This window comes from Lichenihabitans sp. PAMC28606 (assembly GCF_020616535.1).
Taxonomy (GTDB): domain Bacteria; phylum Pseudomonadota; class Alphaproteobacteria; order Rhizobiales; family Beijerinckiaceae; genus Lichenihabitans; species Lichenihabitans psoromatis.
This window is the reverse complement of sequence record NZ_CP085136.1, coordinates 3,303,283-3,328,150: the sequence shown is the minus strand read 5'-3', so window position 1 is coordinate 3,328,150 and position 24,868 is coordinate 3,303,283. Positions and strand designations below refer to the sequence as shown.

32 protein-coding genes are annotated in these 24,868 nt (G+C 65.3%); 8 read left to right on the top strand and 24 right to left on the bottom strand.

Annotated features, from left to right (window positions below):
• Nucleotides 1–19: 19 nt before the first annotated feature.
• The 17 genes from LGH83_RS15680 to LGH83_RS15600 form a co-directional block, all read right to left on the bottom strand.
• Nucleotides 20–841, bottom strand: coding sequence for a DUF2793 domain-containing protein (locus LGH83_RS15680; RefSeq protein ID WP_227399464.1), 822 nt, complete (start codon nt 839–841; stop codon nt 20–22).
• Nucleotides 838–4,770 (bottom strand): glycoside hydrolase/phage tail family protein, encoded by a 3,933-nt coding sequence (locus LGH83_RS15675; RefSeq protein WP_227399463.1) that lies wholly within the window; start codon nt 4,768–4,770, stop codon nt 838–840. Before LGH83_RS15675 ends, LGH83_RS15680 begins: the two co-directional genes overlap by 4 nt.
• The gene (locus LGH83_RS15670) at nt 4,770–5,225 is read right to left on the bottom strand and encodes an NlpC/P60 family protein (protein WP_227399462.1); all 456 of its coding nucleotides are present in this window, start codon (nt 5,223–5,225) and stop codon (nt 4,770–4,772) included. The genes LGH83_RS15675 and LGH83_RS15670 overlap by 1 nt, the downstream gene beginning before the upstream one ends.
• A complete protein-coding gene (locus LGH83_RS15665; RefSeq protein WP_227399461.1) occupies nt 5,225–6,124 on the bottom strand; it encodes a DUF2163 domain-containing protein in 900 nt (299 codons plus the stop codon). Before LGH83_RS15665 ends, LGH83_RS15670 begins: the two co-directional genes overlap by 1 nt.
• A 1-nt stretch (nt 6,125) precedes the next feature.
• A complete protein-coding gene (locus LGH83_RS15660; protein WP_227401873.1) occupies nt 6,126–6,758 on the bottom strand; it encodes a DUF2460 domain-containing protein in 633 nt (210 codons plus the stop codon).
• Nucleotides 6,758–7,750 carry a hypothetical protein gene (locus LGH83_RS15655; RefSeq protein WP_227399460.1) on the bottom strand — a complete coding sequence of 331 codons (993 nt, stop codon included), beginning with the start codon at nt 7,748–7,750 and terminating at the stop codon, nt 6,758–6,760. The genes LGH83_RS15660 and LGH83_RS15655 overlap by 1 nt, the downstream gene beginning before the upstream one ends.
• Nucleotides 7,743–7,934, bottom strand: a complete 192-nt coding sequence (locus LGH83_RS15650) for a hypothetical protein (RefSeq protein WP_227399459.1) — start codon at nt 7,932–7,934, stop codon at nt 7,743–7,745. Before LGH83_RS15650 ends, LGH83_RS15655 begins: the two co-directional genes overlap by 8 nt.
• Entirely contained in the window at nt 7,931–8,365 is a 435-nt protein-coding gene (locus tag LGH83_RS15645) for a hypothetical protein (protein WP_227399458.1), read from the bottom strand. Before LGH83_RS15645 ends, LGH83_RS15650 begins: the two co-directional genes overlap by 4 nt.
• Nucleotides 8,362–8,784 carry a phage tail tube protein gene (locus LGH83_RS15640; protein WP_227399457.1) on the bottom strand — a complete coding sequence of 141 codons (423 nt, stop codon included), beginning with the start codon at nt 8,782–8,784 and terminating at the stop codon, nt 8,362–8,364. Before LGH83_RS15640 ends, LGH83_RS15645 begins: the two co-directional genes overlap by 4 nt.
• Before the next feature lie 34 nt (nt 8,785–8,818).
• Nucleotides 8,819–9,250, bottom strand: a complete 432-nt coding sequence (locus LGH83_RS15635) for a DUF3168 domain-containing protein (protein ID WP_227399456.1) — start codon at nt 9,248–9,250, stop codon at nt 8,819–8,821.
• On the bottom strand, nt 9,247–9,612 hold the full coding sequence (locus tag LGH83_RS15630; RefSeq protein ID WP_227399455.1) for a hypothetical protein: 366 nt from the start codon (nt 9,610–9,612) through the stop codon (nt 9,247–9,249). The genes LGH83_RS15635 and LGH83_RS15630 overlap by 4 nt, the downstream gene beginning before the upstream one ends.
• Nucleotides 9,612–9,773: a hypothetical protein gene (locus LGH83_RS15625; RefSeq protein ID WP_227399454.1), complete on the bottom strand. Its 162-nt coding sequence runs from the start codon at nt 9,771–9,773 to the stop codon at nt 9,612–9,614. Before LGH83_RS15625 ends, LGH83_RS15630 begins: the two co-directional genes overlap by 1 nt.
• Nucleotides 9,774–9,971: 198 nt before the next feature.
• The gene (locus LGH83_RS15620) at nt 9,972–10,352 is read right to left on the bottom strand and encodes a DUF4054 domain-containing protein (RefSeq protein WP_227399453.1); all 381 of its coding nucleotides are present in this window, start codon (nt 10,350–10,352) and stop codon (nt 9,972–9,974) included.
• Nucleotides 10,353–10,373: 21 nt separating this feature from the next.
• Nucleotides 10,374–10,655, bottom strand: coding sequence for a hypothetical protein (locus LGH83_RS15615; RefSeq protein ID WP_227399452.1), 282 nt, complete (start codon nt 10,653–10,655; stop codon nt 10,374–10,376).
• Nucleotides 10,656–10,659: 4 nt separating this feature from the next.
• Nucleotides 10,660–11,403: a DUF2184 domain-containing protein gene (locus LGH83_RS15610; RefSeq protein ID WP_227399451.1), complete on the bottom strand. Its 744-nt coding sequence runs from the start codon at nt 11,401–11,403 to the stop codon at nt 10,660–10,662.
• A gap of 248 nt (nt 11,404–11,651) precedes the next feature.
• Complete coding sequence (locus LGH83_RS15605; RefSeq protein ID WP_227399450.1) at nt 11,652–12,107, bottom strand: DUF2190 domain-containing protein; 456 nt, start codon at nt 12,105–12,107, stop codon at nt 11,652–11,654.
• Entirely contained in the window at nt 12,107–13,141 is a 1,035-nt protein-coding gene (locus tag LGH83_RS15600) for a DUF2213 domain-containing protein (protein WP_227399449.1), read from the bottom strand. The genes LGH83_RS15605 and LGH83_RS15600 overlap by 1 nt, the downstream gene beginning before the upstream one ends.
• Before the next feature lie 97 nt (nt 13,142–13,238).
• Between LGH83_RS15600 and LGH83_RS15595 the strand changes: the two genes are divergently transcribed.
• Genes LGH83_RS15595 through LGH83_RS15580 form a run of 4 tightly spaced genes read left to right on the top strand, consistent with a single transcriptional unit; the run spans nt 13,239 to nt 16,895 of the window.
• Nucleotides 13,239–13,691: a MarR family winged helix-turn-helix transcriptional regulator gene (locus LGH83_RS15595; protein ID WP_227399448.1), complete on the top strand. Its 453-nt coding sequence runs from the start codon at nt 13,239–13,241 to the stop codon at nt 13,689–13,691.
• Complete coding sequence (locus tag LGH83_RS15590; RefSeq protein WP_227399447.1) at nt 13,688–15,769, top strand: FUSC family protein; 2,082 nt, start codon at nt 13,688–13,690, stop codon at nt 15,767–15,769. The genes LGH83_RS15595 and LGH83_RS15590 overlap by 4 nt, the downstream gene beginning before the upstream one ends.
• Nucleotides 15,766–15,972: a DUF1656 domain-containing protein gene (locus LGH83_RS15585; RefSeq protein ID WP_131194938.1), complete on the top strand. Its 207-nt coding sequence runs from the start codon at nt 15,766–15,768 to the stop codon at nt 15,970–15,972. The genes LGH83_RS15590 and LGH83_RS15585 overlap by 4 nt, the downstream gene beginning before the upstream one ends.
• Nucleotides 15,972–16,895, top strand: a complete 924-nt coding sequence (locus LGH83_RS15580; RefSeq protein ID WP_131114287.1) for an HlyD family secretion protein — start codon at nt 15,972–15,974, stop codon at nt 16,893–16,895. Before LGH83_RS15585 ends, LGH83_RS15580 begins: the two co-directional genes overlap by 1 nt.
• Nucleotides 16,896–17,000: 105 nt before the next feature.
• On the opposite strand, the gene LGH83_RS15575 is transcribed toward LGH83_RS15580, so the two are convergent.
• The 6 genes from LGH83_RS15575 to LGH83_RS15550 form a co-directional block, all read right to left on the bottom strand.
• Nucleotides 17,001–18,386: a DUF1073 domain-containing protein gene (locus LGH83_RS15575; RefSeq protein WP_227399446.1), complete on the bottom strand. Its 1,386-nt coding sequence runs from the start codon at nt 18,384–18,386 to the stop codon at nt 17,001–17,003.
• 70 nt (nt 18,387–18,456) lie between these two features.
• Nucleotides 18,457–19,680: a PBSX family phage terminase large subunit gene (locus tag LGH83_RS15570; protein WP_227399445.1), complete on the bottom strand. Its 1,224-nt coding sequence runs from the start codon at nt 19,678–19,680 to the stop codon at nt 18,457–18,459.
• The gene (locus LGH83_RS15565) at nt 19,637–19,900 is read right to left on the bottom strand and encodes a hypothetical protein (RefSeq protein WP_227399444.1); all 264 of its coding nucleotides are present in this window, start codon (nt 19,898–19,900) and stop codon (nt 19,637–19,639) included. The genes LGH83_RS15570 and LGH83_RS15565 overlap by 44 nt, the downstream gene beginning before the upstream one ends.
• Nucleotides 19,901–20,013: 113 nt before the next feature.
• A complete protein-coding gene (locus LGH83_RS15560) occupies nt 20,014–20,205 on the bottom strand; it encodes a hypothetical protein (protein ID WP_227401872.1) in 192 nt (63 codons plus the stop codon).
• 63 nt (nt 20,206–20,268) lie between these two features.
• Nucleotides 20,269–20,442, bottom strand: coding sequence for a hypothetical protein (locus tag LGH83_RS15555; RefSeq protein ID WP_227399443.1), 174 nt, complete (start codon nt 20,440–20,442; stop codon nt 20,269–20,271).
• Nucleotides 20,443–20,541: 99 nt separating this feature from the next.
• The gene (locus tag LGH83_RS15550) at nt 20,542–20,775 is read right to left on the bottom strand and encodes a hypothetical protein (protein WP_227399442.1); all 234 of its coding nucleotides are present in this window, start codon (nt 20,773–20,775) and stop codon (nt 20,542–20,544) included.
• Between the two features lie 117 nt (nt 20,776–20,892).
• Between LGH83_RS15550 and LGH83_RS15545 the strand changes: the two genes are divergently transcribed.
• A complete protein-coding gene (locus tag LGH83_RS15545) occupies nt 20,893–21,363 on the top strand; it encodes an ureidoglycolate lyase (protein WP_227399441.1) in 471 nt (156 codons plus the stop codon).
• Nucleotides 21,364–21,372: 9 nt separating this feature from the next.
• On the opposite strand, the gene efp is transcribed toward LGH83_RS15545, so the two are convergent.
• Nucleotides 21,373–21,939 carry an elongation factor P gene (gene efp, locus LGH83_RS15540; RefSeq protein ID WP_131113463.1) on the bottom strand — a complete coding sequence of 189 codons (567 nt, stop codon included), beginning with the start codon at nt 21,937–21,939 and terminating at the stop codon, nt 21,373–21,375.
• A gap of 150 nt (nt 21,940–22,089) precedes the next feature.
• Here efp and epmA point away from each other — a divergent pair, with 150 nt between their 5' ends.
• The 3 genes from epmA to thpR all read left to right on the top strand — a co-directional run bounded on the left by epmA (nt 22,090) and on the right by thpR (nt 24,807).
• Nucleotides 22,090–23,133, top strand: coding sequence for an EF-P lysine aminoacylase EpmA (gene epmA / locus LGH83_RS15535; RefSeq protein WP_227399440.1), 1,044 nt, complete (start codon nt 22,090–22,092; stop codon nt 23,131–23,133).
• The gene (locus LGH83_RS15530; RefSeq protein ID WP_227399439.1) at nt 23,130–24,179 is read left to right on the top strand and encodes a lysine-2,3-aminomutase-like protein; all 1,050 of its coding nucleotides are present in this window, start codon (nt 23,130–23,132) and stop codon (nt 24,177–24,179) included. Before epmA ends, LGH83_RS15530 begins: the two co-directional genes overlap by 4 nt.
• Nucleotides 24,180–24,276: 97 nt before the next feature.
• Entirely contained in the window at nt 24,277–24,807 is a 531-nt protein-coding gene (gene thpR / locus LGH83_RS15525; protein ID WP_227399438.1) for an RNA 2',3'-cyclic phosphodiesterase, read from the top strand.
• Nucleotides 24,808–24,868: the final 61 nt, after the last annotated feature.

Genomic DNA, 24,868 nt, shown 5'->3' with positions numbered 1-24,868 from the left:
GATGTTGTGGGCCGCCGGATCAAGCCGCGACGGCGCTGTCGTCGGAGAGGCGGCGCCAGGCTCCGCCCGAAAACACCGCCATGGTGCCGGTGCCGGCGTCGGCCGCTTCGCCGATCTTGCGGGCGTTGAAGACGAAGATCATGGCGCCGAGCGTGCCGGCCGGTAGCGCCGCGACCGCATAGGCGATCGGCGTCAGGGCGCCGGTCGCGGCCGTGATCGTGAGCCCGTCGCGGAAGGTCGAGCCGTCGGCCGAGACCTTGAAGTGGAAGTCGTCGTCGCCGGTCAGGCCGATCTCGGCCCGGCCCGAGAAACCATCCTGGAACAGGAAGGAGGCGGTGTTGCCGGCCGCCTGCTTGTTGAGCTTGACGCGGAGATCGCCGCTGCCGCTCGATCCGGTGCCGAGCGCGTTCAGCAGAATATTGTTGAGCGTCGCCGACAGCGGGTTGCCGACGTCGGGCGCGGTGCCGATGCCGAGGGCGGCGAGTTGCAGCGGCCCGAGCGCGCTGCCGAGCGGCACCCAGGCGGACCCGGTCCAGATCAGCGGCACCGACGTCGCCACATCATAGGCCAGGGTACCGGGGCCAGGCGGGTAGAAGGCCCAGGCGCCGTCCTGCCACGCCGCAACATTGAGGTCGTGGCCGGCCCACAGGCCGGTGCCGCCGCTGGCGACGATCCAGCATTGCCCGTCGCCGGGCGCGGCGGGCGGGGCCGTCAAGGTGGCGCTGCGGATCGCGCATTGGACCAAAGCATCGAGAATGCTCAGGGCGGCATTATGCGTCACGGTCTTCTGGTTCTGGTTGGCGTCGAGAAACGGCAGATGCAGGTTGGGGGTCTGGCTCACAAGGTCACCCGTCGGGTTGCGGTTTGGCCCGGCCCGAAGAGGGCGCTGCGTTGGGCGATGCGGATCGTGAGGGCGGGCGGCGCCGCGCCGGAATCAGCCACCTGGTCGACGGCCGCATAGGTCCAGGTCGGCCCACCGAGCGCCGTGACGCTGCGGATGACGCTGCCGTCGGTCGCGAGGATCGCGAGATCGTAGCTCTCGCTGTCCTCGTTCAACGGCACCACGTCGGGATCCCAGCTATCGCCGCCGAAGCGGGTGCGCCGGACCCAGGTGACGACGACGTCGCCGGACGGCTGCCGCGCGGCGGCGATCTGGCTGACCGACCAGGGTCGCAGCCCGATCCCCTGCGGTTGGACCGTGATGGTCGTGAAAGTGGTGTCGGCGGCGGTGCCGCTGCTCGGGCCGTAGCGCAAAGTCTGCGCCATGGCGCGATTGTCGAGGCTGGTGGTCAGCACCCCGAACCTGTTCTGATCCAGCATCACGACGCGCGCGCCGGCCGGCATCGGCGCGCCACTTGGCGCCGCCATGGCGGCCTCGGTGCCGAGTTGGCCGCGCAACAGCCGGGTCAGGTTGTAGCTGTTGACCCCGGTGAGCGTGGCGACCGCATATTGCACCACCTCCCATTGCCCGGTCGCATCATTCTTGACCGCCAGTGCGCCGCCACCGGCCAGCACCTGCGCGTCGGTCAAGGACAGCAGGCCGGCCGCCGAGAAGAACCGCACCGATAGCGTGTTGCCGCGATCCCAGCGGCCGGCGGGGCCGGCATAGAGCGGCCCGGTCAGCACGCCCATGACCGACGGTGTATCGACCGTGGTGACGATGTCGAACCCCCCGGCCCCGTTCTGGCGGTAGATATCCGTCCCGCTCCAGGGCGAGGCAAAAGCCGCGATGCGCGGCGCCCAGGGCTGATCCTCCTGCCCGGTCACGAGCGGCAGATCCATGATCTCGACGATCGGCGGCCCGAAGGCGCCCGGCGTCGCGCCGCCGAGCGCATAGTCTGGCGACAGCGCCACCTTGAGCAAGGAGGGGTCGAAGCCGATCAACTCCAGGCTGCGATAGGTCGAGGTCTCGACCTGCTTGACCCGGAACGGCAGCGTCACGCCGTCGATCGTCAGCGTCACGGCATCGCCGGGGTCGATCGCCACGGCGCTCGGCGGCAGCTTGATCGAGGCGGTTTCGCGCGCCGACCAGGTCTGCTGCAGGATCGTCATGGCGACCTCGGCCGCATAGGTCTGGTCGAGCGCCGCCGCCGTCGAGACCGTCGCGACAGTCTGGCTGCTGCCATTCGGCTTGCGCGCCTCGACCGCGCCGGTGGCATAATTGCGGAACGGGTCGGCGAAGCTGATCCGCACCGCGCCGGGCAGATCGGTCTCTGGCGTCCGCACCAGATGATAACCGGGGTCGGTGTCGCCATCGACCACGAGATCGGCCTCGGTCAGCGCCACCGGCTGCACGTTGCCGCGCGCGAAGAACCGCACGACCCCGCCGCTCTCGCAGGCATCGAACTGGAAGGCGTCCATCAGCCCGGCGAGAATGTCGCGCGGGCTCGCCAGCGCGTCTGTCGCATAGCCCGGCACCAGGGTCGAGGCGCTGAGCAGCCGCGAGGTATCGAAGGCGGTGACGCCGACGGCGGCGCAGAGTTCGGCGATGATCCATTTGAGCGGCACGGCTTCAAGCCGCCCGGTCAACCAATGGCCGAGTTCGTAATTCGGCGTGTCGTGCCAGACGCCGGTGAGGCCCGGAAAGTCCGGATAGGGCCGCGCGTCCCAGGCCCAGGCGAACATATTGGCGGCCTCGACCATGGGCCGGCCGTACAGGATCGAGATCGGCGCATGATCGCGCCAGTAGCTCAGCGTCACCTCGAGATAGGTGCGCTGGATCGCATCATCCTTCGAGCCGAGCGAAAAATACGGCAGGTCGCTCTCCGACGATTTGGGATCGTAGAAGACATTCGGCTGGTTGCTGCCCTTGTCGATCGCCGGGCAGCCGAATTCGGTGAACCAGATCGGCTTGCCCTGCGGCGCATAGGCGGTGCTCGCGGCGGCCCGCACGCCGCCCGGCCGGTCGTGATGGGCGGTCGACCACCAGGCGCGGATATCCTTTTGCCGGAACACCCACGGTTCGCCATAAGCGCCATCGGTGATCGGCGAGCGGCGTTGCGCCACCCGGTCGGCCGGGCTGGCATAATACCAGTCGTAATCCTCGCCGCCCTCGACGTTGCGGCCGAGATAGGCCTTGTCATAGATCGTGGTCGGGCCGCCATCGAGCCCGCCGTTCACGGAAGCGTCGAGGTTCGCCGATCCGTCGCGCCAATCGCTGAGCGGCAGGTAATTGTCGATGCCGATGAAGTCGATGGCGGGATCGGACCACAGCGGGTCCATGTTGAAGATCACGTCGTCCGAGCCATCGGCCGGGCGGTGGGAGTGATATTCCGACCAATCCGCCGCATAGCCGACCCGGCAGGCCGAACCGACGATCGCCTTGACCTGACCCGCCAAGGCTTTCAAAGCCGCCACGGCCGGATAGCTGCCGTCCCCGGCCCGCACCTGTGTCAGGCCGACGAGTTCGGAGCCGATCACGAAGGCGTCGACCCCGCCGGCCGCAACCGTGAGGCTGGCGTAATGCAGCACCATCGGCGTGTATTGCGCGAAAAAGGCGGCGACTTGCGTCGCGGCCGCGCTGGTCTTGTCGGCCGAGCCCGCCTGCCCCGGCCCGGGAAAGCAGGTGATGCGGCCGCGCCAGGGAAAGGCCGCCTGCTCGGCCCCGCCATGCGGATCGGGCAGGCGGTTACCGGCCGGCACGTCCAGCATGATGAACGGGTAGAACATCACGCGGATGCCCTCCTGGTTCATGTAGCGGATGGCTTGCGTGACGGTGTCGTCGGACGGCGTGCCGCCAAAGGCCGGCGAGGTGCCGAGCCCGGTGCCGTTCGGGTCGAAGGCCGAGGTGTCGATCTGGCTGACCAGCGGCGCGGTGGCGCGGGTATAGGTCGAAACGGTCCAATCGGCCGGCTTGACGGTCTTCTGCCGCGTCTCGACCTTCGGCACGATCTGGCAGGTGCCGGCCCGCAGATCCGTGCCGAACCAGGACACGACGAGGCTGATGGCCTGCCGACCCGGCAGCGCGGCCGCGAGCTCGTCCATCGAGCCGTAGAAATCCGGCAGGCCGGTCTTCTGATGCTGGTTCTCGGGATACCAAGTGCCGAAGCCGTCGGAGGATTGATATTCGAGCGTGCCAAGCACGAATTCGCCGGCGCCCGGCAGCAGGCATACGGCCTTCAACTGGCTGACCACATCGTCGCCGTCGATCATGTCGGGGCGACGGATGATCTCGGCCGTGATCTGCGGCATGCGGTTGCCGAAGTCGTCGAGCACCATCGTGTCGAAGACGAGATAGCAGGTGCCGCGATAGGCCGGCACGCGGCCGGCGCCCTCAATGCTCTCGATCAGGCTGTCGGGTTCCTGGCTCTCGGACCCGTTGTAGAAGCGGTGTGGATATTTGCTCATGTCGAGCAGGTTGCCGTCGGCCCAGACCCGGCCGAGCGAGACATTGTCGCCGCCCTCGCAAAACGCCACCGCGAACGACAGGCTGTCATGCGTCACCTTGGTCTTGGGGGTGAGCAGGCTGCCCTTGCCGGACGCGGCCGCGACATGGCTGTAGCCGACGCTGAATTGCGTGCACCAGATAACGTTGCCGCCGAGGCGCATGCGGCCCCAGAGCTTATGCAGCGTGGTGTTCTCGGCCGAATTGGTGACCGCGAGCGAGGAGAGTTGCGGGTTGGAGCGGCGCGGCGTCAGGGCGTTGATGAGCAGCGAATCCACCACCGCGCCGCTCACGGTGCCGAGCGCCCCACCGATGAGGCCGCCGACCGGGCCACCGAGGGCGGTACCGACAGCGGCGCCGGCGGCGCGAAGAACCAGGGTCGCCATCAGGCTTGTGCTCCGGGGAACATGAAGGCCGCGACGGCATGGCGGCGCCACCAGGGCGTCAGCACCACCTCGCGGACCTGATCGTTCGATTGCGCGTGGATGATGCGGCCGCCGCTGCCGTCGGGTTGCGAGGCGGCCGAGAGAACCGCGATATGTTTGGCGATGGCGCCGCGCCGCAGCCGGAACACCAGCACGTCGCCGGGCTCGGCCTCGCTCACCGGCCGGCCCAGCATGTGCCGCCCCGCCGCCGCCAGGATATGTTCGTCGCCGCCGACCTCGCCCCAATCGGGCGTATAGACCGGCGGCTGTTCCGGCTCCGCGCCATAGAGGTCGCGCCAGATGCCGCGCACGAGGCCCAGGCAATCGCACCCTGCCCCGGCCAGCGCGCCTTGATGATGATAGGGCGTGCCGATGTAGCGACGCGCCGCCGCGACGATGTCGGATCGGGTCAGCATCACGAGCCTGCGAAGAGTGAGCCGCCGGACGCGTTGAGCGCGCCCTGGACGGCGTAGCGGGTGATGACATCCGAGCCCGGAATATACGGATAGCCCCGGAAGTTGGGAATGTTGCCGAATTTGGTTCGGCAGACCGACAGGGTCTTGCGGCACCCGGCCGTGACGGTCGCGATATCGCCGATCGCGACCGCGAAGGGCGTCGGCGTCCACAGCTGCAGGATGTCGATGCCGGCGGTGCGGAGATGCGCCTTCACGTCGAGCAGCAGGCCGGTGTTGGCGCCGGTCGTGAACGACAGCGTGCCGAAGGTGAACCAGTCGGCCGCAAAGGCTGCGAGCCCGGTGACGGATACTTCGGTGATCTGCCCGGCCGTCGCGGCCGTCGCGGTGCCGTGAAAGGCGCTCGCACCAAGATCGATGCCGCAGCGGGTATCGCCGAGACGCGCCGAGCAGAACCGTTCACAGGTGGTGCCGATCTTCTGGTTGAGCCGGTTGGCGATGGAGCGGAACTCGGCCGAAAAGGCGATGCCGGCCCGCGTCACCTCGCCGAGGTTGCCGACCGCGATCGTGAGGCCCTGGCTCGGGTCGGCTAAATTGACCCAGAAGAGCTCGACGTCGGCGTCGTCGTAGCGGCCGGCCAGAATGTCTGTCTCGGTCAGGTCGGCCGAGGACAGCGCACCCGCCGCGTTGAGATTGTCGATCGACAGGTCGAGCGATTGCTGGATCTGCGAGGCCGTGAAGCCAGACGCGGCCGAGAAGGTCGTGCCCGCATAGACGAGGTCGCGATCATGCTCGGTGAAGCCCAGCACCACGCCGTCGCGCCGCGTCAGCCGCCAGCAGTAGGCGAGCGTCGTCGCGCCGGTGGCCAGATGGGCCGCCAGCGCCGGAGGAACAGTCTTCATGCTAGACCCTGATTTCGACGATGGGGATGTTAGGCATCTGACCCGCCTCGAAATGCGAGAGGTCAACCTCGAGATAATCGGTGTCGAAACGCACCGGCACATCGAAGCTGAAGCCTGCCGTGATGAGGGCGCCGCTTTTCGGGACGGATCCGGGCATGAACGTCAAGAGACCGGTCGTTGCGTCAACGGAGACTGCCGAAACCGCAAGTCCATCGACCGCAACCGCAACAGACCCGGCGACCGGCTTTCGGATCTGACGAACGTAAGGGGTGGCTCCAGCCCCATAGGTCTTTGTCAATTGCCACACAGCGGTGGCTCCATCGCCGATCCCGACCGGCTGATCGGTCGGCATCGGCAGTGCCGGCGACGCGCAGGATCGAAAGTCGAAACGGTCCCTCCAGCGAAAACCATAGAGGCGCCCGCGCTGCGCTTCGAAAAAGGCCAGGACGGCCTCCAATTGAGCGAAGGATTTGACCCCATAGCCCGCTTGATATTTGCGCTTTGACTCCGCCCAGATCGCGTTGCGTTGCTCGCCGCCCGAGCGCAGCGTGACCACATCGGTCCGTCGCTCGGGACCACCCTTGGCTCCGAGCGCGACATCGGTCGGAAATAGACGTTCGTTGAAGCTCGTCATCATGCGTTCCGTTGGCCACGACCGACCGCGCGGGACAGCAACGATGCCATCTGGGCTTCCGATCGCGCGAAGGACGGCGCGTCGGGGGTCGAGACATTGAAGGTGATGGTTTGATGCGACGGCGCCGGACCGATTGCAGTCCGGGCGGTCGGGATTTTGGTCCAAGGCACGATGGTGGCGGGGCCGGCCACGACCTCGGCGCCCTTCTCTCCAGCGATTCCCCATTGGCCAGCGCCGATGCTGCCACCGTTTGCGTAGAGACCGGAGAAGCCAGACAGACCCGAACCGCTTGCGTTGCCGACGCCGCTTCCGAACAATGACTGGATCGCACCGAAGAGGCCGCCGGTCTGTCCACCCGTCCCCAGGGTCCCGAACAAACCCGCGAGCGAGCCCGACCCCGTCAAAGCGCCCTGAAGCCCCTGGCGCGAGACGCTCGTGAGCAGTGATCGCCCGACATCCTGCAACCGTCCGCCATAAAGCAGCACACCTTCGATCGCGCGCTCGGCTTGATCGGCCCCATAGCTCCAGGCCTCGTTCGTGGCGGATTGCTCGCGCTTGAGAGAGCTCTGCGCCGTCTTGGCCGCATCGATCTGGCCGACGAGAGCCGCCACGGCTTGCTTTTGTCCCCCGGTCGCGTCTGCCCCAAGCTTGGCTTGCTCGACTTCGGTTTTCATTTTGAGCGCTATGGCGTCATGCGCTGCGCCCGTCGTCTTGAGCAGCGCAAGCTGGTCCGCAAGACGGCTAAGCTCTTTGTCGCTCGCCGTATCGTCGCTGTCGGTGGCAGGAGGCGCCATCGCTCGAGCTCCCGTCACCAGAGTGGGCATGAGGCCGAGGGGCATCGCCTGTCGAAGCGGCGAGGCCGCAGCACTCTGAAGACGGCCTGTCGCTTTCGCCAAAACGTCGAGTTGATGCCCCGCGCTGTCGGTCGCCCGCGAGAAGCCAGAGAAATCGGCGCCGAATTTGAACGTGAGTTCGCCTGCGGTCTCAGCCATGGTGGTCCTCCCAGATGCCGGTCTGCTGCCATTGTCTCAGGCGCTGCTCGAGGCGCCTCGCTTCGGCGGCGCCGACCGGCTGCTGGTCCGGATCGAGCCCGAGAACGAAGCGGTGATGTCCATTCCAGGCGTCGGTGAAACCGACCCAGGAACAGGCCCAGAAGTCCACCTCACGCCACTTCAAGCAGCCGAGCGCGAACTCTCGCCATTGGCGCCAGCGCTCGGCCCGTCCAAAGGGCGGCCATCCGCACGCGCCTCCGTTTGCGAGGACGCGATCGAAAAGCCGAGCGCGAAAACCAGCGCCAGGACGAACGCCTCCGCTTCATTCACCGTGGCGCGTGCGGCACGCTCCTCTGCGTCGTCACGGCCCGGCTCGACAGCCACCAGCGCGGCCGCGATGACGGCGATCTGATCCTTGGCACGGCGCCCGAGAATGACCCCGTTCAGCACCTCGACGATGGCGCGGTCGCCGCATGCGGTTTCGATGGCCGCAATGGTTGCGAGCCGCGTGTCGAAGCGACACATGCTGCCGTCGATCGACGTCTGGAACTCCCCGCTGAGTGGGTTGATCAGGCCCCGGCGATCGGGACGGGAGGAAGCGGCGGCCCGGATCATGCCGGTGCTCCGGCCGACCATACGGGGGTTTGCGAGCTTTCGATCGTCAGGGAGGATGTGATTTCCTTGTCGAAAGGCGCTTGTTCGTCGAGCTGCGTGATGACGAAATTGCCCTGATAATAGCCAGCCCCTGGATAGACGATCTGGCAGACCAGCATCACGCCGCTGTCGAACGCCGTCCGGAAGGCCTGATAGGCCGTATCGTTCAACCACACGAAATCGCTGGCCGAAAAAGCCAAAGATTGGACGGCCGCGCCGGGCAGCAGTTCCTGCCAGCGACCGGCCGAGTCGGCGCTCGTGACATCGACTTTGCCGACCGCTCGCTTGATTTGCTTGGTCCGCAGGCCGCCTGCGGTCACGAAGGTGGAGCCGGCGGTATTGACGCGCAGCAGGAGGCTTTTGCCGGGTGAGGCGGACATGATGGCGTTCCTTTGTGGGAAGAAGTGGTGAGCGTCAGGACGGGGTTTCGTGGCCGGCCAAAGCCGAGACCGTCACGATGCCGTGCAGCGCAACATTGTCTGGGTCGCGGAACGGTCCTTGCGCGTTGATGCAGCGCAGGACGACGAGGTTGGCGCCGACGAGCGTCAGCGCGCGAAGGTGCAGAATGCGGCGGATATGCCCCATGATGATCCGGGGTCGGGATAGGTCGGTGCCGAGCGCATAGCGATCCCAAACGTCGAGATCGAAGACCAAGCGCTGAGCATCCGTGTCGGCGCTGGACTGGTCCATGGCGGTCACCAGCTTGATCGTGATCTCCGGCGTCACGGCGCGGCCGGGCGGCGCGTCAAAGATCCGCTGGCCGACGAGGGCCGCGAGAGCTTGATCGCCCGTCAGAGCCTGCAGGATGGCGTCGACCGTTGCTTGCTGTCGGTCGCTTGCGATCATGAGCCCTCTCCAGAGACCGAATCGGCGAATGCGGCGGCGAGTGGCTGTTGAGCCGCCTTGGACGCGGCCTCGGCGGCGGGTCGAAAGAACGGCTTGGCGGCGCGCTGCATCGTTCCGTATTCCAGGAACACGGCTGCGGGACTCGTCGCCGTGACAACGACCGATGGATCGGCTGCATCGGAGCGCCAGCCCAGCGTCTCGGAGACTCCCGCGTCGCTCGGCGAGGTGGTTCCGGACAGCGACTGGCGAGCCAGGTCGATCATGTCCTGTGCGACGGTCTCGAGTGCGGCCGAAACGTTCGTCCGTGCACGCTGCTGAGCCGCCGCAAGGCGGCGTTTCAGCAAGTCGATCTCCCGGCTCATCAGATCGGCACCGCGAGCAGCACGAAGCCGACGGCAGCCGGGTCCGTGTCGAGCTTGACGACCCGATAGGTGAGCCCCGCGAGACTGATCTGATCGTCGAGGCCGATCCCGCCCGGGGCGCTTGCCTGCAACACCGTGAGCTTGACGACGTTGGACGGCAAGCCGGCAGCCCCACGCTTCGCCTGATCGACGGCATCGAGACAAAGTTTGATCGGGCTATCGGACCAGGAGACCGTAAAGCCCCCCGTACCGGTCGCGGTTCGGTCGATTGATGGAGCACGCCATCGGCGAAGATCGCGCCGAACGCGGCACCAAAGACGGCCGCGAGGCCGCCGGTCAGCAAAGTCATGTGGCTCCTCTCAAGGCACCAGAACGGCGGGTTGATTGACACGGAGCAGCGCCAGAAACCGGCGTCCGTAGATGGTCTCCGACAGGTCGGAGACTTGCGTCGTCCGCTCGGATCCGCGGCGCTCGAGGCTGAGCTGTCCGGATCGGAAGCTCGTGAAACCGAGAGCGCCCGCAGCCGCGAGAGACGCCTCGGCGCCACCGCCAAATCCGTCGAGCGTCAGCAAATGCGCCGCATAAAGCAGAACCGCGAGCCCGTCATCGCCGCTGGTCCACGTCTGATCGACGCGTGTCGATGCCTCGGCCAATCGCGCCGTGAGCGTGACTGTCGGGACGGTCGCAAAGGCGGGAAAGCGGCTCACCAGATCGGCGGCCACAGGAGGAGTGAGCGACATGGTGAGCCTTTGGTTCAGGGTTTATGATCCGGCCGCAAAGGCACCCGGCAGCGCTGAGAGAGCCACAACCCTGGACCGGTCCAGCGCGTCGGCGTCGGCATCGAGTTTCTTCCGAACGGCTTTCGCGTCCTTGTCGGACAGCGGCACGATCGAGATCTCGCCCGCGTCCGCCCACGCCCGGTGCAGCGGATGATCGGCAAGATCGAGCAGAGCATGGGCGCCCGGCTCGATCGGTACAGATCCGCGATCGAGCGTATGAAACCCGCGCGAGCTTTTGGCCTTGTTGGTGACGGCGGCCAGCATGCGGCTAGATCCCGTCGTTGTAGGAGACGCCCTTTGGCAGGCGCACATCGAGGCCGCCGAGCCGCATCATGCCCGGGACGATGAATTCGAGCATGCGTTGCTGCGGCGGGAAGAACTGATGCGGCATCGGCATGTGGAATTTCAGCACCTGCGGGTCGCGCCGATACGTGATCATGCGGTTGCTTCCGCCGGCACCCGCCCCCGCCAGTTGTCGCAAGGTGCGGATCGTGAGGGGCCGGCCGGTGGTCGAGGTGTAGATATTGTTGGCCTGGAGATAGGTGATGATGGTCGCATCCGACGTCGCCGACCGGGGCGTCGAGGCGATCAGCCCATAATGGGCGACCGGCAGCAGCACGGTGTCGTGCAATTCGACCTGGGCGCTCGTCGACCAAGCTCCGACGAGGGCATTGTTGATATCGGCCAGAATCTCGATCGGCTGCTTGTTGGTCCAGAGCGACGAGCCACCCGCGCCGTTGGCGACCGCGACCTGCGGCACCGATGTCTGGTTGACGAGGCCCAAAAATCCCTTGCGGCTGTCCCCCGAAATGACGACCCGCTCGACCAGTTCCTCGCCGGCTCGCCGGGCCGCGGCGGCCTTGTCGGCCGACAAGGTCATGCCCGGAATGAGCATCGCCTCGTTGACCTCTTCGAGCGAGAAGCGATAGCCGATCTTGGCCGACTCCACGGTTGTCTCGAATTTGGTGCGGGCGACGTCGGCGAAGGGCATGTCGCTGGCGTTGCCGTCCATCCAGTCGGCCTGGCCGGCGTGATCGGATGTGAAATAGGTGACGGTCCGGGCCCAGGGATAGGCCGAGGTGTCGACCGGAACGAGGTTCGGATATTGGATGTCACCATACCGGATCGCATAGACGTTCTGCTCGATCGAGGTGACTTGCTAGACGAGAAAGCCGAGAGCCGCCTGGGCGTCGAAGACTGCGCTTGCGCGTAGCATTGTTGATCTCCTGAAGGGTGTGAAAGTCGGGACGAAAGGTCGGCTCAGGTCAGGCGAAGCTTCGCCAATCCGCTCCCCGTGGTGCCGCTGTCCCAGATGGCGCCGACCAGAGCCGTGTTGCTGGTCGAGACGTTGGTCAGCAGACCTGCCGCGGTGACGAAGGCCGGCTGGCCCGGGGTGACGGCGACGGCCGCATTGACCCAGATGACACCCTTGGTCAGAACCGCGATGGAATTGGTCGCGAGATACTGGTCGCTGTTGCCGGGCGGCAGCGTCGGGTTACGCAAGGCGAGTCCCCGAAAGGCGCCGGTGGCGCCATTGGCCGAGACGACGAGTTGTTCGGAGGCGCCTTGCAGGACCACGTCACCGAAGTTGATGGGCGTCGCGCTCGCCGGATCGACGATACGGGAGATCACGTTGGTGACCCACTCGCCATTGGCCACCATGCCGAGATAGGCGGGCGCCTGCGCGTTGGAATAAGCGGTCTGGACTGCCGGCATCACAACTCTCCTTGATTGACGTCGCCTTTCCAGGCGCTGCTGAGGTATCGGTTGCGGGCCGCGAGAGCGGTCTCGCGCGTCTGGGCCGCGTCGCTGATCCCGCTGGCGAGATGCGCCGCGAGCGGGTTGGACATCGTTCGTGCGGCCACAAGCGTCTCGAAGGCGGCGACCACATACGGGTCGGCCCGATCGCGCACCCGCTCGGGACCGAGCACCCGCGCGACCACCTGTCGGCGCAGATCCGCAACGCTGATCCCGGTGGTTGCAAGGGAGGTGCCGAGCACCCGTTTGGCGACATCGATCACGGTCGTGCGTTCGGCCACGAGGGCGTCGATCGCCGCGTCGTCGAGGATCTGGGCGCGCGCTGCCGCGAGACGATCGTCGGCGACCGCCAGCGCCTCGCTTTGCAAGGCGTCCCGATCGGCGAGACGGCGGTGAAACTCATCCACCGTGCTAGAGCCGGTATCGGCGCCATCGCCGCAGCGACAATCGGCAATGGCGGTATCGCCGACCCTGCAGGTCTCGCCGCAGCGCCCGGCCTTGACGAGGGCGATGTGGTTGCCTCGAATGTTGCGCTGGACAGCATCGTAAGGCTCGCCCTCGGGCGTCACGCCTTGACCGAAGATGACGTCGGCAAAATACCCGGTCGAGAGTTCGGCGCCGGCCTGAGCGCGCTTTGCGCCCGCCGCATCGGCGATCAGCAGGTCGGCCGCCAGATGCTCGCCATCCTGGGTCACCTCGTGTCCGGCGTGGCCGATGGCGTAGCGTTTCCAGTTGGCGGCATCCACCATCGCGGGCGGGTGGTCATCGGTGATCGGTTTGCCGGCAAAGCTGCGCAGGCTGTCGGGATGGAAGACCTCCTCGGGCGATCGATACACACGCACGAGATCGTCGGCCGCGAAGCCGTCGGGCGAGCCGATTTCGGCAGCGCGGTAATCCTGGATGCCGGCTCGTCCGATGCGTGCTCGAACCCGAAGAAATCCTTCCGGCGTCACCTCGCTCGAGGTTGCGGCCGCTGTATCGCGAATCAACATCATCTCTCCTGAAGGGAATCGGGCGGCCAAAATGGATGTTGCCATTTCGATAGGCTCCTACTATTTAGGCACGCATCCGATGTCTTGAGATCGAACCGTGCCCCGCACCACCACATCGCTGTTGCAGCGCTATTGCCTGGGCCTTCTTCGGTCGTCCCGAACGTGGCGCCAGCTTGCCGACGCGACCTCGAACGAATTCGATCTCTCGGAAGCGACGGCTTATCCGTTGCTCTTCATCAGCCGCCTTGGCGACGGCATGCGGCAGGCCGCCTTGGCGGAGCACATCGGCATCGAGGGGCCATCGCTCGTCCGCCTGCTCGACCAGCTCTGCGCTGCCGATCTCGTCAGACGCCAGGAAGACAGCACCGATAAGCGTGCCAAGACATTGCATCTGACCGACCGTGGGATCACGCTGACGGCCAAGCTCGAAGAGCGGTTGAACGCAACACGGGCCCGCATTTTCGCCGAGGTCAGCCCCGAGGATATCGCCGCTAGTCTTCGCGTCTTTGCGGCGCTCGAGCGGGCGTCGCAGATGACGTCGACGCCATGATGCTCCCGACCGGCCGCGAATGGCTCTACTCGATCAAGACTTTCGTGGCCGCCATGGCGGCCGTCTATCTTGCGGTCGCCATGTCGTTACCGCGTCCCTACTGGGCAATGGCGACCGTCTACATCTGCTCGCAGCCCTTGTCGGGCGCGACGCGCTCCAAGGCGGCTTATCGGGTGGTCGGCACCATGATCGGAGCGGCCGCAGCCGTCGCGCTCGTGCCCAACCTCGTCAATGCGCCCGAGCTGCTGGTGTTTGCCTTGGCGCTGTGGGTTGCGGTCTGCCTTTACGTGTCGTTGCTCGATCGGTCGCCGCGCTCTTATGTGTTCATGTTGGCGGGCTATACGGCGGCGCTGATCGGTTTTCCGACCGTTCTCGATCCAGCCACGATCTTCGACACGGCCGTTGCCCGCGTCGAGGAGATCACCGTCGGTATCGTCTGCGCCAGCGTGGTCGCAGGGCTATTCTGGCCGATGTCGGTCGGCGAAGTCGTTGCCGGCCGTGCCAATGTTTGGCTCGGTCACGCAGCCCGGCTGACGCGCGATATTTTGAGCGGGCCGGATGCGGGCGAGCGGACGCGAGGTGAATTAATCCGATTGGCCGGCGATGCCGCCGAGATCGACATGCTGTCGACCCATCTGGCTTACGATATCTCACGCCTCAGCGATCTCCGGGGCCATATGCGCGCACTCCGACTTCGGATGCTGATGGTGCTGCCGGTTCTCTCGTCGATCGGCGATCGCATGTCCGCGCTCCGTGCTCTCGATGGCGGGACACCGCCTCAGTTCGTTCCGCTGATCGACGCGGTGATGGGCTGGATTCAGCCCGGCGACCTCTCGCCCGACAAGACCGATGCAGCGCGTGAAATGGAAGAGGCCGATCGGCTTCGACGCATGATCGCCGCAGCGAGCCCGCGTCTGACGAAAAGCGCCGACTGGTCTGACATTTTGGGCGAAAGCCTGCTGATCCGCCTGCGCGAGTTCGTCGATATCGCCAGCGACACGCGGATGCTGCGGCGAGCCATTCGCTCCGGACAAGCGAGCCTTCCCGGCCCGCTGGCCTTCGATCCGGGAACGACGACGGTCGCGGTCCAGCACCGCGATCACGCGATGGCGCTGCTTTCGTGTCTGGCCGTGATGGTAGCCATCATCCTCTGTTCGGCTCTGTGGATCGGAACCGGCTGGCCCGACGGGTCGGCCGCCCCGATGCTGGCCGCCGTCGCCTGTTGCTTCTTCGCCTCGCGTGACGATCCGGTGCCCGCGATCCTGCAATTCGCCAATTGGAGCGGCGTCGCGGTGCTGATCATGGCGGTTTATCAATTCGCGATCCTGCCGACCGTGCATGACTTCGAAATGTTGGTTCTGGTGCTGGCCCCGACGTTCCTCATCATCGGAGCCTTGATCGCGCGACCGGCCACCATGGGCATCGGCCTCGCGCTCGCGGCCAATGGAGCGGCGGTTCTGGCCCTTCAGAGCAATCTCGGGTCGTCCGATTTCGCCGCCTACGTCAATCCGAACCTCGCGCTGTTGATCGGCATGTATATCGGCGCCATCGTCATGCGGTTGATGCGCTCCGTCGGGGCCGAATGGGCGATCTGGCGATTGATCGCCTCGGCCCGCCGGACCATCGTCCGCGCGGCGCGACACCGGGGCCGTCACGACCGCAACCGCTTCATCGCATTGATGCTCGACCGCATCGGGCTGATCTCGCCCAAACTGGCGTCGCTGGAACCGGACACGACCCTTAAAACCATTGATCTGTTGGGCGGCGTCCGCATCGGTCTCAACGTGATCGATCTCCGTCGGGCGCGGCACGGCCTGCCGCAGGAGGCTATTTTAGCCATCGACAGGCTGCTCGATGGTCTGGCTCATCACTACGAGGGTCGGCGCAAGCCGCCTGCCCCGACGCTTCTGGCCTGTGTGGATCATGTCTTGACGATCCTCATGAGCGTCGATGACGGCGCTGGTCGGCGCGACGCGCTGCTCGGCGCAGTTGGGGTCAGGCGAGGCCTGTTCCCCGATGCCTCGCCCTATCGGGCCTTGCTGCCCGACGACCCTGCTTCGGAGCGTCTTGCGGCATGATCCACGAGATCGATCTCTACGGCGTCTTCCTGCCCGACCTTCTGGTCTGGCTCGTCCTGGCGTTTCTCGTCAGCCTCCCGCTCCGCTGGCTGCTTTCGGCCATCGGCTTCTATCGTCTCGTCTGGCACCGCGCTTTGTTCGATACCGCGTTGCTGGTTCTCATCCTCGGCGGCATCGTGGCCGCCGCGCAGAGGGTCGCCTGATGTCCGCCTTCGTTTCCGTTCTCGGGCGCTTTCTCGTCACCATGGTGGCGGTCGTCGCGGCCGTCGTCGTCGGCTGGCATTTGTGGGTCTACTACATGGATGCGCCATGGACCCGCGATGGGCGCGTGCGGGCCGACATCGTTGCGATCGCACCGGATGTGTCGGGCCTCGTAACGGATGTGCTGGTCAAGGATAATCAAGCCGTTCAGAAGGGCGACATCCTCTTCCGCATCGATCGGCAGCGTTTTTCTCTGGCGCTCGACCAGGCCGACGCGGTGGTGGCGGGCCGCAAGGCCGCGCTGGATATCGCGACGGCCGATCTCGGGCGCTACAAGCAATTGAGCGACAACGTCGTGTCGCGCGAAAAGCTCGAACAATCCTCCGCGACCCAACAACAAGCTGTCGCCTCGTACCAACAAGCGATCGCGGATCGAAATATTGCCAAGCTCAACCTCGATCGTTCCGACGTCAAAGCCTCCGTGCCCGGCACCATCACCAATATGGACCTGCAACCCGGAGAATATGTCTCGGCCGGCAAGGGCGTGATGGCACTCGTCGACAAGGATACGCTGCATGTCGAAGGCTATTTCGAAGAAACCAAGCTGCCGATGATCCGCGTCGGCGACCCCGTGTCGGTGCGGATCCTCGGAGAAGCGACGCGCCTGACAGGGCATGTCGAAAGTATTGCCGGGGGCATCGAGGACCGCGAGCGCAGTTCCGGCTCCAATCTGCTGGCCAACGTCAACCCGAGTTTCACCTGGGTGCGACTAGCGCAGCGGGTTCCGGTTCGGGTCAAGCTCGACGATGTGCCCCCCGACGTGCAACTGCTGGCTGGCCGCACCGCGACGGTGGTGGTCAACCCCGGCCAGCCCCAGCCAGAGCTGGCTTGGCTACCGAGCTTCCTGACCGGCCGGGCGGAGTGACGACCGCGACCACAAGTTGCCGGCGACACAGGCGGAGCGACACCGCATCCAGCCGCTTTCGGCGAGCCGGGTCGTTCGGGCCTGGATAACGCCACCGCCTCCCGCTCACGTCTCATCCAGATCGCGCGGCTCGCCAGCGTCCACATCCACAACCTTCGACAGCCCTTCTGCCGCCAGCCCTTCCGCCGGCGGCGTCGCGCTATTTGCCGCGAAGATCGCGTCCGCATCCGGATAGGGTCCATCCTCCAGCAACTGCGAGCGCACCAGCGCGGCCGTGGTCGCGGCGGGCCAAAGCCTCAGCCCGGCATAGACCGCCGTGGTCTGCGCCTTGCTCAGTGCCACCGCCGCCTTGGCGGAAGCATCGAGCTGCCACAGCGGCCGGAACTCGAAAGTCAGCGTCTCCGAGTCCACCCCGGCCGAGCGGAGCAGCACGGCATCCAACCGCTCCAATTGCGGCCGCAGATCGAGTTCCTGCCGGGCCGAGATCATGTCGTAGTAGTTGCGCGTGTCGCTGTCGCCCGTCGCCGACAGCCCTGCTGGCGACTGGCCCAAGAGCCGCGTCACCGGAATATCGGCGGCTCCCGCCGCGATTTGCAGGAAGGTCCGCACCATCTCGGGCAGGCCGCCGAAATCGATCGTCTGCCGCGCCCAAGTGTCCCCATCGCCCAGCAGCAACAGATTGTTGATCGACTTCATCGTCGCCGCATAGGAAAACCGGGCCGACAATTGCGCCGTCGTCGCCGCGTTGCTGAGATGCTCCGACAGGTTCGGCACCGTCACGATGTCGACCTTCGCCTCATGCACGAGGCTCGTGGCACCCGTCGTCGTCACGGCCACGGCATGCACCGCGTCGTAGAGCGTCTGCAACACACTATCGGACCACAGCTGCGTCCCATACGTGAGCGGATCGGGCAGCGGATTGCCTAAAAATCGGATTACGCGGGAGGGATGCAGGTTCAACGCGCCACGCTCCGGCGCCGTCAGCATGTAGCTCTCAGGCTCGCCATAGAATGGGTCGAGCGGGTCCTGGTTGATCTGCGCGACGCCGAGTTGCCAGCGGCTCACCACATGAACAAAGCGCAGATCCCCCGGCCCGATCGCCTCCGGATAGAGTGGTGTCGTCAGTGCGGCCGGATCATCCTCGCCGGTGCCGATGATCAGCGCGCCGCCGCCATAGAGCCGGCCGAGGATCATGGCGCGCTGGATCGCGCGCCGCAGGTTCAGCCGTCGCTCGGTCCGCTCGATGGCCGCGACGGCGGCGCGATCGCCGGCCCATTCGCGCCATTCGCGAACGCTGTCATAGGGCACGATGTCGACGATCTTACGGGCCAACCAATCGCCGCGATACATCGCTTCGATCTGGTCGCGGGCGATGTCGGCCACGAAGAAGCTGTCTTGGGCGGCCTTGTCCTTGCCGATGTTCAGCGAGGCGGCGAAATTCGACAGACTGTCGGTCGCCGCAAGGCGGCGTGTGTTGGTTTTCCGGGCCATGCGGGTTCCGTTGCTGGACAGAGGAGGGTCGGGACGCCATCGGCCGCCTCGCGTGACCGGCCGCAGCCTCTCAGAGCAGCTTGAGGAGCTGATAATCGGCGCGACGAACGCCTTCGAGCGCATAGCGCAGGGCGTCGATGATGTGGTTCTGCCGGTCTTCGAGCACCGGCAGGATCTCCCCGGTGTGTCGGTCGACCGCGTAGGAATAGAGCGTCAGCTCATCGATCGTGTGCCGACAGTCCGGATGCACGACGATGTCGAGCGAGCGCAGAAACGCGACCCCCTCCCCCACCGAGCCCTTACCCTTGCGGGCGGGTTTGATGCGAAAGCCCTTGGTTCGCAGATGCGCGATCATCTCCGGCCGGGAGCTATCGGCCGTGATGGGCCAAGGCGCTGGGCCGGCCGCGCCATCGACCGTGGCGAACAGAGCTGCGGTCTCGTCGATTGGGCAGCCGATCCGGTAGGCTTCGCGATCGATATAGAGCAAACGCTCCAGAAGCGTGGCGCGCACCAGCACGGTCGGGTCGTTGGAAAACCCCCAATCGGCCCCGAAATAGGGCCGCGCGCCGGCTGGCATCTCCAGTCGGTCGATCCGCCAATTGCTGAACACGCGGGCTTCCGAGTGGCGTCGGTACGCCCCCTCCCAGATATGCCTGTATTTGTCGGGATCGCGTTTCTGGTCCCATCGCCGCTCGACCTCGAGCACCTCGGGGAACCAGGGGTTGTCGGCAAATGAGACGGGCCGCACGAGCGCGTCGTCCCGGGCTGGGCTGCTGCGAAACAGATGATCGACCGGGTCGCTGGCGTGCCGGGGGTTCCAGGAGAACCATAATTCCGAGTTGGGCTTGCGGATCGTCGGCACCAGGATGTCGAGCGAGCGCTGCGAAATGGTGTCGGCCTCCTCGATCCAGGCAATGTCGATACCTTCCATGGATTTGATCTGATCAGGGTTGTGGCCGAGGCCCGCGAAGAGAAACCGTGAGCCGTTGGACGCTTTGATTTCCGTTTCGGTCGAGGTGAAGCGGGTCGTCAGCCCCAAGGCCTGAATACGGTCGTCGAGCAGGCGCTTGGACGATTCCCGGATCGATTGCTGGGTCTCGCGCGCAGCGAGAATGCGGAGAGGTTTCTGGGCCGAGAGCAACACCAGGGCGGTCGCCATCGCGTGTGATTTGCCGGAGCCGCGTCCACCGTAGAACGCCTTGTAGCGGAAAGGCTGGAAGAGCTTTCGAAACGCCTCCGGCAGAGTGATCTCAAGTCGTTTGAGGCGGCGCGACGAAGCGGACCGTAATGCCATGTTGGCTGTCGTCTCCGTCGTTGAGGTCCTTGAGGCCGCCATAGGCACGGTCGATCAGCGCGTTGATGGCCGAGATCCGCGCCGCCTCGCTGTTGGCGTCGCGTGCCAATCGGGCAAGTTCGGCAATTGCATCGGGGATGTGGGCGCGGATCGAATCGCGGATCAGGGATGCGGCTTCGTCGAGCGGCTTCTGTCGCTTGCGCGAGATGCGAGGCGGCATATCGGCCTCTCTGGTCGGGTGTTTGAAATGAAAAACCCCGGCAGCTGGAAAGCTCCGGGGTCTCAACCGCATTTCTGCAGTGAAGCTATATACACCAGATCAGCCGCCCAAAGTCAACCAGAAGTTGCGGAGGATTGTCGACGGCGAGAGAATTTCCTAATCGCGACGAGCGCCCAAATGGCTTCCACCAGGCCGAACGGCCATGCACCTTGCAAAAAGCCGTAAGCTGACCCGAGAACACAAGCCGCAGAAAAGCAGAGCGTGAACCACGGACTGCGGTCTTCGATGGCATAAAAGAGCAGCATCGCACTGACGGCGACGAGGCCGAACAGGGTCAGCGCGTCAAACGACAACAGTGCAACCGGCGGTTAGCGACGCGTTTCGGTCGCAGGCAAATATTGTGCATATCTGGCCTGCAGCTCGTCGCGCTCTTGGATGATTGCGAGATAGGCCTGCTTGGCCTCGGCCGAGACCGTGACGCTCTTCCCCTTGTCGCCCTTGCGGCGTGGGGTTTTTTTGAACTGCTCGGGTTGATCGTTCATTGTCGCTGTCTCCGGTGCCGCGGCGCACCATACAGCAAATGTCGAGACAGCGCTCCTACATACGCGGTTTTTTAAAGCTTAACGCCAGCAAGGACGCCTTCAATCCTTCGGCATGTTTTCGCGTTCGGCGGCCGCGATGTCGTCGAGCGGGGTCGGACGAGCGGCTTCGGCCGAAAATTCGCCCATGTTCGGAACGTCGAGAACCGATCCTTGCCCATCTTCCGTTACGATCTCGTCTGCCGACACACCGCCGACAGGCGTGGTCGCAGAGGCGCGCCGGCTTTCGACCGGAGCGGTGTCGCGATCGTCTGGAACGCTGGTCTTGCTCGTCATGGCTTCACTCCCTTGTGTCGCCAATGCGGTCGCCGGCATGGAGTTCCCGGATTGACGGCGAGGCTGCGACAGCGCATCCCCGCCATCACGGTTTTTGTCACGCGAGCGAGCAGGGTCATGCGCATCATCAACGTCACGGATCTGACCGGCGAGGCCTTCGAGGCCTATGGCGAAGTGGTCGTTCCGGCACGGATCACCACGCGGGTGGATCGCGTCGCCCGGCTCGAGAATAAGCGGGACCACGCCGAACCCAACCTGTTCATGGTCACGACCACAACCACGAGCGTGCCGCATCGTTTCGACAAGATGGAGAGCCATCCGGATTCGAGCCAGACATTTTTGCCTTTCGCAGCGACCCCGATCCTGATCGCGGTCGCGCTGCCCGGCCCGGATGGGCAGCCGAACCTATCGACCCTGAAGGGCTTTCTCGCCTCGGGGGCTGGGTTCAGCTATCGCGCCGGCGTATGGCATCTGCCACTGGCCAGCCTGGGCGAGCCGGTGGCGGCGGCCGGCTTCATGTATGAAGACGGCACATCGCGCGATTGCGTCTGGGCGGATGTCGAGCCCGTGACGCTGGTGCGCGACTAGCCGATTCGATCAGTCCTTGGCGCGTTCGACATAGGAGCCGTCCTCGGTCAGGATCACGACACGGGTGCCGGGCTGAATATGCGGCGGCACCATCGTCTTGCCTCCATTCGAAAGCTTGGCGGGCTTGTAGGACGAGGACGCGGTCTGCCCCTTGAAAGCGGGCTCGGTTTCGGTGATCTCGACGGTGATGCGGGCCGGAAACTGGATCGCGACCGGAATATCGTTGAAGAGGCTGAGCATCACCTTCATGCCCTCTTGCAGGTAGAGGGTCTGATCGCCGATGACGTCGTTAGGCACGACGACCTGATCGTAGTTTTCAGAATTCATGAAGGTATAGCCTTCGCCGTCCTCGTAGAGATAGCTAAACTCGCGGTCCTCGACGAACGCGCGCTCGACCTGCTCGGTGGTCTTGTAACGGTCCGTGATCTTCACGCCGTCGCTGATGCGCCGCATATCGATCTGGGTCGTCGGCGTGCCTTTGCCGGGGTGGAAGCTTTCGGCCGTGAGAACGATGTAGAGCTGATTGTCCTTTTCGACGACGTTGCCCTTGCGGAGCGAGCTGGCGATGACTTTCACGAAACTGGTCCTTGATGCATAGATGAACGACGAAACGGCGGAAAGCGACCGAGCCTTGCGGCCGATCGCGAGTGGCCGGCACCATACCGAATTCCGCTTGTATTGCCAGTGCGCTCGGCGCCGGCTCGATGGTCCTGAGGATTTACGCGTTTGATTGAAGCCTCCCCCTGGTGGGACCCCGCACGGTTTGCGGATCGCAGACCCGTCCTGCGCGCGCGTGGACAGGTGGCGGTGGCGCTGCGCCAATGGTTCGCGACTGCGGGCTTCACCGAGGTTGAGACAGCACTTCTGCAAGTATCCCCGGGCAACGAAACGCATCTTCACGCGCTGTCGACCGCGATCCATGCGCCAGACGGCGCCGCCCTTCCGTTGCACCTGCATACATCGCCCGAATTTGCGATGAAGAAACTTCTGGCCGCAGGGGAGGACAGGATCTTCACGTTCGCCCGCGTGTTCCGGGATCGCGAGCGTGGTCCGCTGCACCACCCTGAATTCACGATGCTCGAATGGTATCGGGCGCGCGAGCCTTATGAACGCCTGATGGAGGATTGCACGGCTCTCCTCCAGCTCGCCTCGTCGGTCACCGGCGCGACGCGCTGGCATTGGCGCGGCCGCGACGCCGATCCGCTCGCGACGCCAGACCGCGTGAGCGTCAGCAGGGCCTTCGAGCGCTATGCCGGCATCGACATCGACGCGACGCTTCGACCAGAGGGCGCAGATCGCGGCGCGTTGGCGGCCGCTGCCCGGCAAGCCGGCGTTCAGATCGCCGCCGATGACGATTGGTCGGACATCTTCAGCCGGATTTTGGTCGAGCGCATCGAGCCGCACCTCGGAATCGGTCGCGCCACGATCCTCGACCGCTACCCGAGTGTCGAGGCGGCGCTGGCGCGCCCTTGCACCGACGACCCCCGCTTTGCCGAACGCTTCGAACTCTATGTCTGCGGCGTCGAACTCGCCAACGGCTTTGGCGAACTCACCGACGCGGTCGAGCAGCGGCGGCGCTTCCAGGCCGCGATGACGGAACGACTGCGACGTTACGGATCGACCTATCCGATCGACGAGGATTTCATGGCCGCGCTTGCGCATATGCCACCGGCCAGCGGCATCGCGCTCGGGTTCGATCGGTTGGTCATGCTGGCGGCCGGCGCAACCCATATCGAGCAAGTGCTTTGGACCCCGGTGGTGGGACGATGAGCGAGACGCTCCGCAGCCCGTCCGCCTTGGCCGAAGCCGGGCTTCTCGCCCCCGATGCCGTCGCGGCCCTGACCGAGATCGCGTCACGCTATGCTGTCGCGCTCACGCCGACCCTCGCGGCCTTGATCGATCCCGCCGATGCCGCGGACCCCATCGCCCGCCAATTTCTACCGAGCCTCGCCGAACGCGACACGACGCCGGACGAGCGCGCCGACCCGATCGGCGACGAGGCTCACACGCCGGTGCCCGGCATCGTCCACCGCTACCCTGATCGCGTCTTGCTCAAGCTCCTTCATATTTGCCCGGTCTATTGCCGGTTTTGCTTCCGCCGCGAGGTGGTCGGGCCGGGCGAGCAGGCGATGCTGCCGCCGGAGGCGGTCGAGGCGGCGCTCGACTATATTGCGGCTCATGGCGAGATCTGGGAGGTTATTCTGACAGGCGGTGACCCGCTCATGCTATCGCCGCGCCGGCTCGACGCCATCATGCGGCGGCTCGCGTGCTTCGCACATGTGCGAATCGTGCGGCTGCATACACGCGTTCCGGTGGCCGATCCGGCTCGGATCAATGCAGAGCTCATCGCGGCACTTCAATCGTCGCGGAAGACCGTTTATGTGGCGCTTCACGCCAATCATTCGCGCGAACTTACCGTAGATGCCGGAGCGGCCTGCGATCGATTGATCGACGGAGGCTTCGTCATGGTGAGCCAGACCGTGTTGCTGCGCGGCGTCAATGACAGCGTGGACGCGCTGGCGGCCTTGATGCGACGCTTCGTCGAGCTCCGTATCAAGCCCTATTACCTCCATCACGGCGATCTGGCGCCAGGAACGAGCCATTTCCGTGTCGGATTGGCGGAAGGGCAAGCCCTGGTTACGGCGTTGCGCGGGCATGTGTCGGGACTCTGTCAACCGACTTATGTGCTCGATCTCCCGGGCGGTGCTGGCAAAGTCTCGGCATCCCGCGCGAGCCTGTCGCCGCGTGACGACGGCCGTTTCGACATTGAGGATTTCAGGGGCCTGGCGCACGTGTATCCACCATCAACACCTTGATGACGCGGTGTAGAACCCCGTTGTTGAGGCTTGGTGAGGTTGCACGACGGAGGGCGCCTCCCTAAGCTTTTACCCGATGCAATGCAGGAGGTGGGTCATGCCGCGCTTGTTCACGGGCCTCGAAATCCCTCCCGAACTCGCGGCCGAACTGGCCTCCATGCGAGGTGGCTTGTTCGGCGCACGCTGGATCGACGTCGAAAATTATCATCTCACCTTGCGGTTCATTGGCGACATCGACGACGCGACCGCCAATGACATCGATCTCGAACTCGGCCGGATTCGGCGCGCTCCCTTCGAGGTCACGCTGCAGGGTTTAGGCTTCTTTGGCGGCGACAAGCCCCGCGCTATTGTGGCCAAAGGGCAAGCCGCCCACCCCCTCATCGAATTACAAGCCGAACAGGAACGGCTGATCCGGCGGGTCGGCCTGCCACCAGAACCGCGCAAGTTCACGCCACACGTGACGCTGGCTCGCTTGCGTGGCGCCTCGACCATGGCGGTTGCAGACTATCTCGGCGCTCGCGGATTTTTGAGCAGACGCTTTCAAGCCGATCGTTTCGTCTTGTTCTCATCGCGCGATTCAGTTGGCGGGGGCCCCTATGTGATCGAGGCGACCTACCCTCTCGGATAGGCCGCCTCGTCGCCAGATCACAAGACGGTTGAAGCAACGGAGCGAAAGCCCCGCCGCTCTG

What these genes read in the sequence shown, in the direction of transcription:
- LGH83_RS15675 (WP_227399463.1), bottom strand. Translation starts at nt 4,770, where the DNA reads ATGGCGACCCTGGTTCTTCGCGCCGCCGGCGCCGCTGTCGGTACCGCC.
- LGH83_RS15670 (WP_227399462.1), bottom strand. Translation starts at nt 5,225, where the DNA reads ATGCTGACCCGATCCGACATCGTCGCGGCGGCGCGTCGCTACATCGGC.
- LGH83_RS15665 (WP_227399461.1), bottom strand. Translation starts at nt 6,124, where the DNA reads ATGAAGACTGTTCCTCCGGCGCTGGCGGCCCATCTGGCCACCGGCGCG.
- LGH83_RS15660 (WP_227401873.1), bottom strand. Translation starts at nt 6,758, where the DNA reads ATGACGAGCTTCAACGAACGTCTATTTCCGACCGATGTCGCGCTCGGA.
- LGH83_RS15655 (WP_227399460.1), bottom strand. Translation starts at nt 7,750, where the DNA reads ATGGCTGAGACCGCAGGCGAACTCACGTTCAAATTCGGCGCCGATTTC.
- LGH83_RS15645 (WP_227399458.1), bottom strand. Translation starts at nt 8,365, where the DNA reads ATGATCCGGGCCGCCGCTTCCTCCCGTCCCGATCGCCGGGGCCTGATC.
- LGH83_RS15640 (WP_227399457.1), bottom strand. Translation starts at nt 8,784, where the DNA reads ATGTCCGCCTCACCCGGCAAAAGCCTCCTGCTGCGCGTCAATACCGCC.
- LGH83_RS15635 (WP_227399456.1), bottom strand. Translation starts at nt 9,250, where the DNA reads ATGATCGCAAGCGACCGACAGCAAGCAACGGTCGACGCCATCCTGCAG.
- LGH83_RS15630 (WP_227399455.1), bottom strand. Translation starts at nt 9,612, where the DNA reads ATGAGCCGGGAGATCGACTTGCTGAAACGCCGCCTTGCGGCGGCTCAG.
- LGH83_RS15620 (WP_227399453.1), bottom strand. Translation starts at nt 10,352, where the DNA reads ATGTCGCTCACTCCTCCTGTGGCCGCCGATCTGGTGAGCCGCTTTCCC.
- LGH83_RS15615 (WP_227399452.1), bottom strand. Translation starts at nt 10,655, where the DNA reads ATGCTGGCCGCCGTCACCAACAAGGCCAAAAGCTCGCGCGGGTTTCAT.
- LGH83_RS15610 (WP_227399451.1), bottom strand. Translation starts at nt 11,403, where the DNA reads ATGGACGGCAACGCCAGCGACATGCCCTTCGCCGACGTCGCCCGCACC.
- LGH83_RS15605 (WP_227399450.1), bottom strand. Translation starts at nt 12,107, where the DNA reads ATGCCGGCAGTCCAGACCGCTTATTCCAACGCGCAGGCGCCCGCCTAT.
- LGH83_RS15600 (WP_227399449.1), bottom strand. Translation starts at nt 13,141, where the DNA reads ATGTTGATTCGCGATACAGCGGCCGCAACCTCGAGCGAGGTGACGCCG.
- LGH83_RS15590 (WP_227399447.1), top strand. Translation starts at nt 13,688, where the DNA reads ATGATGCTCCCGACCGGCCGCGAATGGCTCTACTCGATCAAGACTTTC.
- LGH83_RS15585 (WP_131194938.1), top strand. Translation starts at nt 15,766, where the DNA reads ATGATCCACGAGATCGATCTCTACGGCGTCTTCCTGCCCGACCTTCTG.
- LGH83_RS15580 (WP_131114287.1), top strand. Translation starts at nt 15,972, where the DNA reads ATGTCCGCCTTCGTTTCCGTTCTCGGGCGCTTTCTCGTCACCATGGTG.
- LGH83_RS15575 (WP_227399446.1), bottom strand. Translation starts at nt 18,386, where the DNA reads ATGGCCCGGAAAACCAACACACGCCGCCTTGCGGCGACCGACAGTCTG.
- LGH83_RS15570 (WP_227399445.1), bottom strand. Translation starts at nt 19,680, where the DNA reads ATGGCATTACGGTCCGCTTCGTCGCGCCGCCTCAAACGACTTGAGATC.
- LGH83_RS15565 (WP_227399444.1), bottom strand. Translation starts at nt 19,900, where the DNA reads ATGCCGCCTCGCATCTCGCGCAAGCGACAGAAGCCGCTCGACGAAGCC.
- LGH83_RS15560 (WP_227401872.1), bottom strand. Translation starts at nt 20,205, where the DNA reads ATGCTGCTCTTTTATGCCATCGAAGACCGCAGTCCGTGGTTCACGCTC.
- LGH83_RS15555 (WP_227399443.1), bottom strand. Translation starts at nt 20,442, where the DNA reads ATGAACGATCAACCCGAGCAGTTCAAAAAAACCCCACGCCGCAAGGGC.
- LGH83_RS15550 (WP_227399442.1), bottom strand. Translation starts at nt 20,775, where the DNA reads ATGACGAGCAAGACCAGCGTTCCAGACGATCGCGACACCGCTCCGGTC.
- LGH83_RS15545 (WP_227399441.1), top strand. Translation starts at nt 20,893, where the DNA reads ATGCGCATCATCAACGTCACGGATCTGACCGGCGAGGCCTTCGAGGCC.
- LGH83_RS15530 (WP_227399439.1), top strand. Translation starts at nt 23,130, where the DNA reads ATGAGCGAGACGCTCCGCAGCCCGTCCGCCTTGGCCGAAGCCGGGCTT.
- thpR (WP_227399438.1), top strand. Translation starts at nt 24,277, where the DNA reads ATGCCGCGCTTGTTCACGGGCCTCGAAATCCCTCCCGAACTCGCGGCC.